We start from the raw sequence: 13,395 nt of genomic DNA, 5'->3' as shown, positions 1-13,395 counted from the left end.
GCGCCCTAGCCGTAGACCGGACCGGTGTACTTTTCGCCCGGCCCCTGGCCCGGCTCGTCCGGGACGATCGACGCCTCGCGGAACGCCAGCTGGAGCGACTTCAGGCCGTCCCGCAGCGGCGCCGCGTGGAAGGAGCTGATCTCGGTCGTGCTCGCGTCCAGCAGTCCGGCGAGGGCGGTGACCAGCTTGCGGGCCTCGTCCAGGTCCTTGTACTTGTCGCCCTCCTCGGTCAGACCGAGCTTCACGGCGGCGGCGCTCATCAGGTTGACGGCGACCGTCACGATCACCTCGACCGCGGGGACCTCGGCGATGTCGCGGGTCATCTCGTCGAAGTCGGCGGCGCCTGCCGTCTCGGGGGTGTCCGGGGAAGGGGTCTCACTCATGCCCCACACGATAGGGCCCACCGGGCGCCCCCTTGACAGCAGGAGGCGGGAGACACCGGATTCGCGCCCGCCTCCATGAGCTGCTAATCTCGTGTAACGACCGGTCGGACACGCATGCGCCCCAGCAGGTGGGCCCGACCCGCAAGTGGAGGCTCCGAACTCCCACCCGACCACCCTCACGGGCGGCGGGTCACCCGGTCAGGCGGCCGCCATCGTTCCGTACGGACGATGGAGTCGCCCGGTAGTGCGCCCCGCGATCCTCGCGACGGTGCTCCGGTAGTGCTTGGAGCCCCGCATGTGATCGTTCGGGGCATTTTTTGTGCTTCGGCGTGGTTACAAGCCTGACGAACACAGACGTTACGCGGCCGTCCGCCAGACCGCCGCGTGGTGCTACCGAGGAGGATCCATCAGCGCCGAGCCCCGCATCAACGACCGGATTCGCGTTCCCGAGGTGCGACTTGTCGGTCCCAGTGGCGAGCAGGTCGGCATCGTGCCGCTCGCGAAGGCACTGGAGCTTGCGCAGGAGTACGACCTGGACCTGGTCGAGGTCGCGGCGAACGCCCGCCCGCCGGTCTGCAAGCTCATGGACTACGGGAAGTTCAAGTACGAGTCGGCCATGAAGGCCCGTGAGGCGCGCAAGAACCAGGCGCACACGGTCATCAAGGAGATGAAGCTCCGGCCGAAGATCGACCCGCACGACTATGACACCAAGAAGGGTCACGTCGTCCGGTTCCTCAAGCAGGGCGACAAGGTCAAGATCACGATCATGTTCCGTGGTCGCGAGCAGTCCCGGCCCGAGCTGGGCTACCGACTGCTGCAGCGTCTCGCGGAGGACGTCCAGGACCTCGGCTTCGTGGAGTCGAACCCGAAGCAGGACGGCCGCAACATGATCATGGTCCTCGGTCCGCACAAGAAGAAGACCGAGGCGATGGCCGAGGCTCGCCAGGCGCAGGAAGCCCGCAAGGCGGAGGCGAAGGCCAACCCCGGTCGCTCGCAGAACCCCGCGGACTCCGAGGCGCCCGCCGAGGAGCCTGCCGAGGCGCCCGCCGAGGCGTGACCCCCGGGACGGAAGTCCCAGGACGTAACCGATACAAGAGCGACGCTCCACCGTGCCCGGTTTTCGCGACCGGGCACCGGAGCGCCACCGACGAGGAGAGAACGGCGCCATGCCGAAGAACAAGTCGCACAGCGGTGCCAGCAAGCGCTTCAAGGTCACCGGCTCCGGCAAGGTGCTCCGCGAGCGCGCCGGCAAGCGCCACCTGCTCGAGCACAAGTCGTCCCGCGTGACGCGTCGCCTCACCGGCAACGCCGAGATGGCCCCGGGCGACGCCGCGAAGATCAAGAAGCTTCTCGGCAAGTGACGTCCGGCGCGGACACCGCGCCTGACATCTGACCGGGACCCAATCGTTTCCGGGCCGTGTGAGTCCAACCACGGCCCCGCTACAAGGAGTTAATCAAGTGGCACGCGTCAAGCGGGCAGTCAACGCCCACAAGAAGCGCCGGGCGATCCTCGAGCAGGCCTCCGGCTACCGCGGTCAGCGTTCGCGCCTGTACCGCAAGGCCAAGGAGCAGGTCACCCACTCGCTGGTCTACAACTACAACGACCGCAAGAAGCGCAAGGGCGACTTCCGTCAGCTGTGGATCCAGCGCATCAACGCCGCTGCCCGCGCCAACGGCATGACGTACAACCGCTTCATCCAGGGTCTGAAGGCCGCGAACGTCGAGGTCGACCGCAAGATCCTGGCCGAGCTCGCCGTGAACGACGCCAACGCGTTCGCCGCGCTCGTCGAGGTCGCGCAGAAGGCGCTGCCGAGCGACGTCAACGCGCCGAAGGCGGCGTGACGCCGCGCCGGCACTGAGCCGATGCCGGACGGACCCGCAGGCAGCAAGCCTGCGGGTCCGACTGCGTCCGGGCCCGGTCGCTTCCCGCCCCCGCCGCCCCGTCCCGTCCCGTCCCACGGGGCTCCGCCCCGGACCCCGCTCCTCAAACGCCGGAGGGGCTGGGTTCGTCAGCCGTCCGGCGCTCGAGGACGAGGCCCGTCCAGGGCCGAAGCGGGGGTCCGGGGGGCGGCAGCCCCCGGGAACGGGACGGGAAGGGGCGGCGTGGGCGGGACACACCGGGGCCCGCCCGCACCCCCACGTTCCGCCGACCCACCGAAGGTGACCCCCATGCCCCCCGCCACCCCCGACCTCATCTCCCCCCGCTCCCCCCGCGTTGCCGCCGCCCGGCGCCTCGCGCGACGGAACTTCCGGGGGAAGGAACGGCTGTTCCTCGCGGAGGGGCCGCAGGCCGTACGGGAGGCCGCCGCGCACGGGGACACGCTCGTCGAGCTGTTCGCCACCCTGGAGGCCGCGGAGCGCCACGCCGACATCATCGGCGAGGCGCGGGGCGCCGGAGCCCGCATCCACCTCGCCGCCGAGCAGGTCATCGAGGACATCTCCACCACCGTCACCCCCCAGGGCCTGGTGGGCGTCTGCCGGTTCCTCGACACGCCCTTCGACGACATCCTCGCCGCCCGGCCCCGGCTCGTCGCCGTCCTCGCCCACGTCCGCGACCCCGGCAACGCCGGCACCGTGCTGCGCTGCGCCGACGCCGCCGGCGCCGAGGCGGTCGTCCTGACCGACGCCTCCGTCGACCTGTACAACCCCAAGGCCGTCCGCGCCTCCGTCGGCTCCCTCTTCCACCTGCCCGTAGCCGTCGGCGTCCCCGTCGAGCGGGCCGTGGCCGGGCTCAAGGAGGCCGGGGTGCGGATCCTCGCCGCGGACGGGGCCGGGCAGCACGACCTCGACGACGAGCTCGACAAGGGCACCATGGGCGGGCCCACGGCGTGGGTGTTCGGCAACGAGGCCTGGGGCCTGCCGGAGGAGACCCGCGCCCTCGCGGACGCCGTCGTCCGCGTCCCCCTCCACGGAAAGGCCGAGAGTCTGAACCTCGCCACCGCCGCGGCCGTATGTCTCTACGCGTCGGCCCGTGCACAGCGCGCCTCCGGAGGGTGCCGCTCCGTCACCGAGAGCTAGTAGGGTGACCAGCTCGGGGGTCCTCGTCTGGGAGGTGGGGTACGAGGATGAGTGTCGGTACGAGCAGCGCACCGGGAGCCGGGAACACGCGGCGCCCGCCCGCGGCCCGACCGGCCGGTGACCTCGCCGGACCGTACGCCGTCGACCCCGACGACCTGCCCGACGGTCTCGTCGTCGCCGACGAGCACGGGCACGTCGTCTGCTTCAACGCGGCCGCCGAGCGCATCACCGCCGTCCCCGCCGCCGAGGCCCTCGGCCGGCGCCTCGACAAGGCCCTGCCGCTGGAGGACCTGGAGGGCCGCCGCTGGTGGCAGCTGACCGACCCGTACGGCGGGCTCGCCATCCGGGTCCGGCAGCCCGAGCGGAACCTGCTGCTGCCCGGCGGGCGCGAGGTGCTCGTCTCCGCGCGGTACGTGCGCGCCGAACCCACCGGGCCCGTCCGCCGCGTCGTCGTCTGCCTCCGGGACACCGAGGCCCGCCGCCGCACCGAACGCAGCCACGCCGAGCTGATCGCCACCGTCGCCCACGAGCTGCGCTCCCCGCTCACCTCCGTCAAGGGCTTCACCGCCACCCTCCTCGCCAAGTGGTCGCGCTTCACCGACGACCAGAAACGGCTGATGCTGGAGACGGTCGACGCCGACGCCGACCGCGTCACCCGCCTCATCGCCGAGCTGCTCGACATCTCGCGGATCGACTCCGGACGGCTGGAGGTGCGCCGCCAGCCCGTCGACATGGGCGCCGCCGTCGGACGGCACATCCAGGCCTACGTCGCCGCCGGGCAGCCCGCCGACCGCTTCCTGCTCCGCATCGAACAGCCGCTGCCCGCCCTGTGGGCCGATCCCGACAAGGTCGACCAGGTCCTCAGCAACCTCATCGAAAATGCGGTGCGGCACGGCGAGGGAACCGTCACCATCGACATCACGCCCGCCCCGTCCCCCCGCGAGGGAGAGGACGCCGGCACGTCGGTCGTGGTGAGCGACGAGGGCACCGGCATCCCGGAGGAGTCCATGAACCGCGTCTTCACCCGCTTCTGGCGGGGCAGCAAGCGCGGCGGGACGGGCCTCGGGCTGTACATCGTCAAAGGCATCGTCGAGGCCCACGGCGGCACCGTCACGGTCGGACGCGCCCCCGGCGGCGGCGCGGAGTTCCGATTTACGTTGCCCGTGGGGGCCCCGGCGTATCTCACCTGAGAGCCGCCCGAGCAGCCCGCGGGCGCATTCGCGTTCCTCCACCCCGTTAGACTCGGCCTTTGGCACCTTTGTGTCCCAGGGACGGCCCTCAGCCAGTCGCAGAGTCGGTGACGGGGACCTTCAGCCAGCCAATCGGAAGCACGGGAAGAGATGTCGGCACCCAATAAGTCGTACGACCCTGTCGAGGTCGAGGCGTTGAAACCGGAAGAGATCGAGCGCATGCGGGACGAGGCGCTCGCCGCCTTCGCCGCCGCGGGTTCCCTCGACGCGCTCCAGGAGGCCAAGGTCGCCCACACCGGCGGCACCTCCCCGCTGGCCCTCGCCAACCGCGAGATCGGCGCGCTGCCCCCGCACGCCAAGGCCGCCGCCGGCAAGATCGTCGGCCAGGCCCGCGGCGCGGTGAACAAGGCCCTCGCCGCCCGGCAGGCCGAGCTGGAGGACGAGCGCGACGCGCGGGTGCTGGTCGAGGAGGCAGTGGACGTCACCCTGCCCTACGACCGGGTACCGGCCGGCGCCCGCCACCCGCTGACCACGCTGTCGGAGCGCATCGAGGACGTCTTCGTCGCCATGGGCTACGAGGTCGCCGAGGGCCCGCAGGTCGAGTCCGAGTGGTTCAACTTCGACGCCCTGAACATCGGCCCGGACCACCCGGCCCGCGGTGAGGCGGACACGTTCTTCGTACAGGGCCCGCAGGGCGGCACCGAGTCCGGCGTCGTACTGCGCACCCACACCTCGCCCGTGCAGATCCGCTCCCTGATGGAGCGCGAGCTGCCGGTCTACGTGATCTGCCCCGGCCGCGTGTACCGCACCGACGAGCTGGACGCCACGCACACGCCCGTCTTCCACCAGGTCGAGCTGCTCGCCGTGGACGAGGGCCTGACCATGGCCGACCTCAAGGGCACCCTCGACCACATGGTCCAGGCGCTGTTCGGCGAGGGCATGAAGACCCGGCTGCGGCCGAACTTCTTCCCCTTCACCGAGCCGTCCGCCGAGATGGACATGGTGTGCTACGTCTGCCGCGGCGAGTCCGTCGGCAACCCCGACCGGCCCTGCCGCACCTGCTCCTCCGAGGGCTGGATCGAACTCGGCGGCTGCGGCATGGTCAACCCCAAGGTGCTGGCCGCCTGCGGTGTCGACCCGGAGAAGTACAGCGGCTTCGCCTTCGGGTTCGGCATCGAGCGAATGCTGATGTTCCGCCACAACGTCGAAGACATGCGAGACATGGTCGAGGGTGACATCCGGTTCACCCGGCCGTTCGGGATGGAGATCTGATGCGGGTCCCGCTTTCCTGGCTGCGGGAGTACGTCGACCTGCCGGCCACCGAGACCGGCCGTGACGTCCAGGCCAAGCTGATTTCGGCGGGCCTGGAGGTCGAGACGGTCGAACAGCTCGGCCACGACCTCAAGGGGCCGCTCGTCGTCGGCCAGGTGCTGACCATCGAGGAGCTGGAGGGCTTCAAGAAGCCGATCCGCTTCTGCACCGTCGACGTCGGCCGGGCCAACGGCAGCGGCGAGCCGCAGGAGATCGTCTGCGGCGCCCGCAACTTCGCCGTCGGCGACAAGGTCGTCGTGGTCCTCCCCGGCGCCACCCTGCCGGGCGGCTTCTCGATCTCCGCGCGCAAGACCTACGGCAAGACGTCCCACGGCATGATCTGCTCCGGCGACGAGCTGGGCATGGGCGACGACGGCAGCCACGGCATCATCGTGCTGCCCCCGGAGACCGAGGTCGGCAAGGACGCCATCGAGCTGCTGCAACTGGTCGACGAGGTGCTGGACATCGCCGTCACCGCCAACCGCGGCGACTGCCTGTCGATCCGCGGCGTCGCCCGCGAGACCGCCATCGCCTACGGTCTGCCGCTGCGCGACCCGGCGCTGCTCGACGTGCCCGGCCCGAACGCCTTCGGGTACCCCGTGCAGGTCTCCGACCCGGCCGGCTGCGACCGCTTCACCGCCCGCACCGTCACCGGTCTGAGCCCCGAGGCGCGCTCCCCGATCTGGCTGAAGCGACGGCTCCAGAAGGTCGGCATGCGCCCGATCTCGCTCGCCGTCGACGTCACCAACTACGTGATGATGGAGCTGGGGCAGCCCCTGCACGCCTACGACCGCTCCCTGGTCCAGGGCACCATCGGCGTGCGCCGCGCCGAGGAGGGCGAGAAGATCGTCACCCTCGACGGCGTCAAGCGCACCCTGCACGCCGAGGACCTGGTCATCACCGACGAGCGCGGCCCGATCGGCCTCGCCGGTGTGATGGGCGGCGCCAACACGGAGATCGCCGACCACACCGAGGCGCAGGGCACCACCGACGTGGTCATCGAGGCCGCGCACTTCGACGAGGTCGCCATCGCCCGTACGGCCCGCCGGCACAAGCTGTCCTCCGAGGCCTCCCGCCGTTTCGAACGCGGTGTCGACCCGCAGGCCGCGTCGGCCGCCGCGCAGCGCACGGTCGACCTGCTGGTGCTGCTCGCGGGCGGCACCGCCGAGGCCGGCGTCACCGAGGTCGTCGCACCGTCCGCGCCGCACACCATCACCTGCCCGGCCGACCACCCCGACAAGGTCGCGGGTGTCACCTACGGCCGCGAGACCGTCGTACGGCGGCTCCAGCAGATCGGCTGCGACGTGTACGGGCAGGACGAGCTGCTCGTCACCGTGCCGTCCTGGCGGCCCGACCTGGCCGAGGCCAACGACCTGGCCGAGGAGGTCATCCGGCTGGAGGGCTACGAGAACCTGCCCTCCACGCTGCCGAAGCTCCCCTCCGGCCGCGGTCTCACCCACCGCCAGCGGCTGCACCGCCGCGTCGGCCGGGCCCTCGCCGGGGCCGGGTACGTCGAGGCGCCGACCTACCCGTTCGTCGGTGAGCAGGTCTTCGACCAGCTCGGCCTGGCCGCCGACGACCCGGCCCGCCGGGTCGTCAAGCTGGTCAACCCGCTCAACGACGAGGAGCCCGCGCTCCGCACCACGCTGCTGCCCGGCCTGCTGGGCGCGCTGCGGCGCAACGACGGGCGCGGCGCGCACGACCTTGCGCTGTTCGAGACCGGGCTGGTCTTCCTGCCGCGCGAGGAGCAGCGCGTCGCCGGTCACCTGCCGGTCGACCGCCGGCCCACCGACGAGGAGCTGGCCTCGCTCGACGCCGCGCTGCCCGAGCAGCCGCGCCACGTCGCCGTCGTCCTCGCGGGCGCCCGCGAGCAGGCCGGCTGGTGGGGCAAGGGCCGCCCGGCCGACTGGGCCGACGCCGTCGAGGCGGCGCGCGCGGTCGCCCGCGAGGCGGGCGCCGAGCTGACCGTCCGCAGCGGCCAGTACGGGCCGTGGCACCCCGGGCGCTGCGCCGAGCTGGTCGTCGTCCTCGACGGCGCCGAGCGGGTCGTGGGGCACGCCGGTGAGCTGCACCCCCGGGTGCTGAAGGCCCTGGGCCTGCCGGCGCGCACGTCCGCGATGGAGCTGGACCTGGACGTCCTGGAGCAGGTCGGTGACGGCACGCCCCAGGCCCCGGGCATCTCCACGTTCCCGGTCGCCACGCAGGACGTCGCCCTCGTCGTCGACGCGTCGGTGCCGCACGCCGAGGTCGAGTCCGCGCTGCGCGAGGGCGCGGGCGAGCTGCTGGAGGCGATCCGGCTGTTCGACGTGTACGAGAACGCCGAGCAGCTCGGCGACGGCAGGAAGTCCCTCGCCTACGCGCTGCGCTTCCGCGCGGCGGACCGGACGCTGACGGTCGACGAGGCGTCGGCCGCGCGGGACGCCGCGGTCGCCCTGGCGGGCGAGCGGACGGGGGCCGTGCTGCGCGGCTAGCCGCCGTGGGGACCGCGCGGTGTGCCGGCCGCGGCATCGTCGTGGCCGGTCGCGCGGTTCCCCGCGTCCCTGGTGTGGGGGCCTGCGCCCCCACACAGGCCCCCACCGGCCCACAGCGGTCACCTCACTCGTTCGAGTGAGATCTCCCTGTGACCTGGCTCTCCCGGCCATGACCTCGACAGAATCGGACCGGCCTCTCGGGGCCGGTCTGTCTGCGTTGTCAGGCCTGGATGGGGGCCATCGACATGTCGGTCATCGGACGGCCGCTGCGCCGGGCCCTCTCGCCGGGGCTGCCCGCGGTCCGGGGAGCCGTGGCGGTCACCTACAAGCTGGGCTGCCCGCTGGCCCGGCAGGACGGGCTCGGCGCGCGGATCGTCACCAGCGCCGTCTTCTTCGCCGTGGGCACCGGACTGATCCACCACCTACGGCACCGGCTGCTGCGGGAACTCCGGCAGGCGCGCCGGGTCGCCCGTGCCGCGCAGGGCGTGCTGCTGCGGCCCCTGCCGCCGCGTGTCGACGGACTCGACGTGGCCGCCGCCCGGCTCTCCGCGGAGCGCGGCGCCACCGTCGGCGGCGACCTGTACGAGGTCATCGCCACCGAACACGGCGTACGGGTCGTCATCGGCGACGTGCGCGGACACGGACTGCCCGCCCTCGGGGCCGTCGCCGCGCTCCTCGGCAGCTTCCGCGAGGCGGTGCACGACGAACCCGACCTCGGCCGTGTGCTGCGCAGACTGGACCGCGCCCTCGCTCGCCACCTGCGGGAACGGCACCGTGAGGAACACCCCGCGAGCGGCCGGGTCCCGGAGGCGCCGGTCTCCGAGGAGTTCGTCACCGTCCTGCTGCTGGAGATCGGCGGGGACGGCGAGGTCCGCGCCCTGAACTGCGGCCACCCCTGGCCGTACCTGATCGGCGGCGGCGGTGTCGAGCCGCTGGCCCGGGCCGACCCCCTGCCGCCGCTGGGGCCGTTCCCCCTGCCGCCCGACCTGCCCGTCGTCCCGTGCGGTCCGCTCCGCCCGGGCGAGTCCTTGGTCATGTACACGGATGGCGTGGAGGACGCGCGGGACGCCAGGGGCCGCTTCTTCTCCCTGCCGGCCGCCCTGGCCGCGGTGGCACACGACCCTCCGGTCTCCCCCCAGACGATCGTCCGCACGGTCGAGGGCGCGGTTCTTCGGCATACGGCAGGGGCGCCGGCCGACGACGTGGCGTTACTGGTCCTGCGGAACGGCCGGGCGGGCGTGCGCATCCCCGGGGCGCGGGGAACCGCGCGGCCGGCCGCCCTGCAACCGCACCCGTCCGACCACCGGTGAGCGTGGCCGGACCCGCGGAGCGGGTCGCCGGACCGTCGCTTTACGAGGGGGAGCCGACGGCCCGGCGGTCCTCTTGCGAGGCAGTCCAGTCAACCGGGCCCGGCACGCTCCGCGACAGCGCGCACACGGTACGGATGCGCGTACTCCGTTCACACCCCGTGTGAAGACGGACCCTCTACTCTGACGACACCGACGGCACCTGGCCACCGGGGGGAACCATGCAGCCCAACACGCTGCTCGACGCGATCCTGGACGAGGCGGGCATCTCCCACGCCGGCCTCGCCGCCCACGTCAACCAGGCCGGACGCGCCCGCGGACTCGCGCTGCGGTACGAGCACACGGCCGTCGCCCGGTGGCTGAAGGGGCAGCGGCCGCGCGGCCAGGTGCCCGACCTGATCTGCGAGGTGCTCGCCGGCCGGCTGCGACGGCCCGTCACCCTCGACGACATCGGCCTCGGCGTCCCGGGCGAGCCCGCCACCGGGCACGCCACCTCGCTGTCCGGCTTCGTCGAACGGGCCACCGCCCTGTGGCGCTCCGACGAACAGCAGCGCCCGCACGTCCTCGGCGCCGCCGCCGTCACCGGCACGCCCGCCGTGATGCCGGTCTGGGAGTGGGAGAACCCGCCCGAGGACGTCGACGTCTCCCGCGGCGGACGGCACCGGGTCACCCCTGCCGACATCGACACCCTGCGCGCCGCCCGCACCCACTACGAGCAGATGTACCGCAAGGCCGGCGGGGTGGCGACCCGCAGCCGGATCGTCGGCTTCCTCAACGCCGAGGCGGCCCCGTTGCTGCGCGGCGGCTACACCGACGCCACCGGCCGTCAACTGCACCGCGCCACCGGCGGACTGGTCGCGATCGCCGGCATCTGCGCGTACGACTCCGACGCCCACGGGCTCGCCCAGCGCTACTTCCACCAGGCGCTGCGCCTGGCGAAGGCCAGCGGCGACCGGGGCCTCGGGGCCTACGTGATCGCGCTGCTGGTGAACCAGGCGCTGTTCATGCGGGAGTTCCGGCAGGCCGTCGCCTTCGCGGAGGCCGCGCTGCGCGCCGCGGGCCGGCACATCACCCCCGCCCTCGCCTCCGACCTGTACGCGATGCAGGCGAAGGCGTACGCCCATCTCGGCGACGGCACGAGCGCCCTGGGGTGCATCCGGCGGGCCGAGACCGCCGCCGACCGCATCCTGCGCGGACGCGAGCCGGACGAGACCGGCTACGTCCAGCCGGGCCTGGTCAACGTCCAGGTGGCGGAGGCCCTGCTGAGCCTCGGCGATCTGACCGCCGCGGCCGAGCACGCCGAGGCCGCCGTCGACACCCCCGCCCACGACCGCGGCCGGGTGCACCGGCTCGCCATGCTCAGCACCATCGAACTGCGCCAGGGGAAAGCCGACAAGGCGGTCGCCACCGCCGTGCGGATGGCCGAACAGGCCCGCGGCATGGAGTCGCAGCGGCTGCGCGACAGACTCCGCGCGGTGCGCGAACACCTGGTGCGCAGCGGCTGCGCGGGCACCGCCGAGGCGGCCGAACTGATCGACGGGGCCCTGCGCGTACCGCTGTAGACAGACCCGCGGTGACCGCCGCGGGCCGGGGACCGAGCACCGGCGCGACACAGTTCCTGCTGCGATATTGCCACTTACTCGACGGAAGGTGGCAGAACCGTGCAGTGGACGAAACAGAACGAACAAACTGTGTATGAGAACCGCTGGTTCCGGGTCAACCTCGCGGATGTCGAACTGCCCGACGGCCGGCACCTGGACCACTTCCTCATACGGCTCAGGCCGGTCGCCGTGGCCACCGTGGTGAACCGGGCCAACGAGGTCCTCCTGCTGTGGCGCCACCGCTTCATCACCGACAGCTGGGGCTGGGAACTCGCGGCGGGCGTCGTCGAGGACGGCGAGGACGTCACCCACGCGGCCGCCCGGGAACTGGAGGAGGAGACCGGCTGGCGGCCGGGACGCCTGCGCCACCTGATGAGCGTGGAGCCGTCCAACGGCCTCACCGACGCCGTCCACCACGTCTTCTGGTCGGACGAGGGCGAGTACGTCGGGCACCCGGTGGACGACTTCGAGTCGGACCGCAGGGAATGGGTCCCGCTCAAGATCGTCCCCGACATGGTCGCCCGGGGGGAGGTCCCGGCCACCACCATGGCGGCCGCGTTACTGCTGCTGCACCATCTGAGGCACGGACAGGACGCCGCGCCCTGAGGGGCGAGGGTCGATACATCTAGCGCCCGAAGGCCTGCCAGACCGTCAGGACGAGGGCGCCGACGGCCGTGACCGCCGCGATCGACGGCAGCGGCCAGCGGGCGTGCTCCAGTGTGACGATCCGGGTGTTCAGTTCGTCGATCTCCTTGGCGGTCTCCTCGGTGCGGTGCGTCAGCAGCGCCAGACCACCCTCGACGCGTGCGTAGGCCACGTCGAGCCGACGGCGTAACTCGGCGAGTTCTCCGTGGACGACGGGATGCTCGCTATCGGCGGTCACGTCTCCACTCCCTTCCCTGGTTGTCGCGCATACCTTGCATGCGCATGATGAGTCAACCCGTCCGGCGGGCCGAGGGGGAGAGTGTGCGAACGGCATATGCGGACCCGGCGCGCACACGCCGTGTGAATGCCGCGGGCCCGGCGCTCACCGAGGCGCCGGGCCCGCGACGGCCGCCGGGAGGGGCGGGCAGCCGTAGGTGACGATCAGCCGTGGACGATGATCAGCCGTGGACGGCGATCAGTCGTTGGTGACGATCAGCCGTACGTGTAGAAGCCGGAGCCGGTCTTGCGGCCCAGCCGGCCCGCGTCGACCATGCGCTGGAGCAGCGGGGGAGCGGCGTACAGCGGTTCCTTGAACTCGTCGTACATGCTCTGCGCCACCGAGGCGACCGTGTCCAGGCCGATCAGGTCGGACAGCTTCAGCGGGCCCATCGGGTGGGCGCAGCCCAGCTCCATGCCGTTGTCGATGTCCTCGCGGCTGGCGATGCCCGTCTCGAACATCCGGATCGCGGAGAGCAGGTAGGGGATCAGCAGCGCGTTGACCACGAAGCCGGAGCGGTCTTGGGCGCGGATGGCGTGCTTGCCCAGCAGCTTCTCGGCGAACAGCTGGGCCCGGCTCAGCGTGCCCTCGGAGGTCGTCAGCGCCGGGATCAGCTCGACGAGCTTCTGCACGGGGGCCGGGTTGAAGAAGTGGATGCCGACGACCTGGTCGGGCCGCGAGGTGGCGACCGCCAGCCGCACCAGCGGGATGGAGGAGGTGTTGGAGGCCAGAATGGCGTCCGGGCGGGTCACCACCTGGTCCAGCACCTGGAAGATCTCGGTCTTGACCTGCTCGTTCTCGACGACGGCCTCGATGACCAGGTCGCGGTCGGCGAACTCGCCGAGGTCGGTGGTGAAGCCGAGGCGCGCCTGCGTGGTGTCCCGCTCCACCGCGGTGATCTTGCCGCGCTCGGCGGCCTTGGCCAGGGAGTTGAACAGCCGGGTACGGCCGATCTCCAGGGCCTCGCCGGTGGTCTCGGCGACCTTGACGTCGAGACCGGCGCGGGCGCAGACCTCGGCGATGCCGGCCCCCATCTGGCCGCAGCCCACCACTCCGACGCGTGCGATGTCTCCCGCTGGGATGTCCGTCACATCGTCCCCTTCACTGCGCTGCTCCTGACGCTGATGGCTGGGACAGGTCCGCCGGATCCCGGTCCGCCTGCTCCGATCGTGCACGTTACTAGCAAGTATCG

The 13,395-nt window shown here is 72.2% G+C and carries 13 protein-coding genes; 10 read left to right on the top strand and 3 right to left on the bottom strand.

Features of this window, described 5'->3' with window-relative positions; genetic code table 11:
• Nucleotides 1-5: 5 nt before the first annotated feature.
• Nucleotides 6-383 (bottom strand): DUF1844 domain-containing protein, encoded by a 378-nt coding sequence (locus ACFYWQ_RS27335; RefSeq protein ID WP_389519783.1) that lies wholly within the window; start codon nt 381-383, stop codon nt 6-8.
• Nucleotides 384-789: 406 nt separating this feature from the next.
• Between ACFYWQ_RS27335 and infC the strand changes: the two genes are divergently transcribed.
• The 10 genes from infC (at nt 790) to ACFYWQ_RS27285 (ending at nt 11,887) form a co-directional block, all read left to right on the top strand.
• Nucleotides 790-1,440 (top strand): translation initiation factor IF-3, encoded by a 651-nt coding sequence (gene infC, locus ACFYWQ_RS27330; RefSeq protein WP_385075058.1) that lies wholly within the window; start codon nt 790-792, stop codon nt 1,438-1,440.
• 109 nt (nt 1,441-1,549) lie between these two features.
• Nucleotides 1,550-1,744 (top strand): 50S ribosomal protein L35, encoded by a 195-nt coding sequence (gene rpmI, locus ACFYWQ_RS27325; protein ID WP_004933563.1) that lies wholly within the window; start codon nt 1,550-1,552, stop codon nt 1,742-1,744.
• Nucleotides 1,745-1,841: 97 nt separating this feature from the next.
• Complete coding sequence (gene rplT, locus ACFYWQ_RS27320; protein WP_030381833.1) at nt 1,842-2,225, top strand: 50S ribosomal protein L20; 384 nt, start codon at nt 1,842-1,844, stop codon at nt 2,223-2,225.
• Between the two features lie 327 nt (nt 2,226-2,552).
• Nucleotides 2,553-3,401, top strand: coding sequence for a TrmH family RNA methyltransferase (locus ACFYWQ_RS27315; RefSeq protein WP_389519782.1), 849 nt, complete (start codon nt 2,553-2,555; stop codon nt 3,399-3,401).
• A 47-nt stretch (nt 3,402-3,448) separates the two neighbouring features.
• Nucleotides 3,449-4,591, top strand: coding sequence for an ATP-binding protein (locus ACFYWQ_RS27310; RefSeq protein ID WP_389519780.1), 1,143 nt, complete (start codon nt 3,449-3,451; stop codon nt 4,589-4,591).
• A 150-nt stretch (nt 4,592-4,741) separates the two neighbouring features.
• Complete coding sequence (gene pheS, locus ACFYWQ_RS27305; protein ID WP_389519779.1) at nt 4,742-5,863, top strand: phenylalanine--tRNA ligase subunit alpha; 1,122 nt, start codon at nt 4,742-4,744, stop codon at nt 5,861-5,863.
• Nucleotides 5,863-8,373, top strand: coding sequence for a phenylalanine--tRNA ligase subunit beta (gene pheT, locus ACFYWQ_RS27300; protein WP_389519777.1), 2,511 nt, complete (start codon nt 5,863-5,865; stop codon nt 8,371-8,373). Before pheS ends, pheT begins: the two co-directional genes overlap by 1 nt.
• 230 nt (nt 8,374-8,603) lie before the next feature.
• Entirely contained in the window at nt 8,604-9,683 is a 1,080-nt protein-coding gene (locus ACFYWQ_RS27295) for a PP2C family protein-serine/threonine phosphatase (RefSeq protein ID WP_389519775.1), read from the top strand.
• Nucleotides 9,684-9,901: 218 nt separating this feature from the next.
• The gene (locus tag ACFYWQ_RS27290) at nt 9,902-11,242 is read left to right on the top strand and encodes a transcriptional regulator (RefSeq protein WP_389519774.1); all 1,341 of its coding nucleotides are present in this window, start codon (nt 9,902-9,904) and stop codon (nt 11,240-11,242) included.
• A gap of 99 nt (nt 11,243-11,341) precedes the next feature.
• Entirely contained in the window at nt 11,342-11,887 is a 546-nt protein-coding gene (locus tag ACFYWQ_RS27285; RefSeq protein ID WP_389519772.1) for an NUDIX hydrolase, read from the top strand.
• Between the two features lie 19 nt (nt 11,888-11,906).
• Here the strand turns inward: ACFYWQ_RS27285 and ACFYWQ_RS27280 are convergent, their stop codons facing one another.
• Together ACFYWQ_RS27280 and ACFYWQ_RS27275 are read right to left on the bottom strand one after the other, a co-directional pair.
• A complete protein-coding gene (locus ACFYWQ_RS27280) occupies nt 11,907-12,164 on the bottom strand; it encodes a hypothetical protein (protein ID WP_389519770.1) in 258 nt (85 codons plus the stop codon).
• Between the two features lie 254 nt (nt 12,165-12,418).
• Nucleotides 12,419-13,294: a 3-hydroxybutyryl-CoA dehydrogenase gene (locus tag ACFYWQ_RS27275; protein WP_389519769.1), complete on the bottom strand. Its 876-nt coding sequence runs from the start codon at nt 13,292-13,294 to the stop codon at nt 12,419-12,421.
• Nucleotides 13,295-13,395: the final 101 nt, after the last annotated feature.

The sequence above is a fragment of the Streptomyces sp. NPDC003247 genome (genome assembly GCF_042888135.1).
Taxonomy (GTDB): domain Bacteria; phylum Actinomycetota; class Actinomycetes; order Streptomycetales; family Streptomycetaceae; genus Streptomyces.
This window is presented reverse-complemented; position numbering and strand designations above follow the sequence as displayed.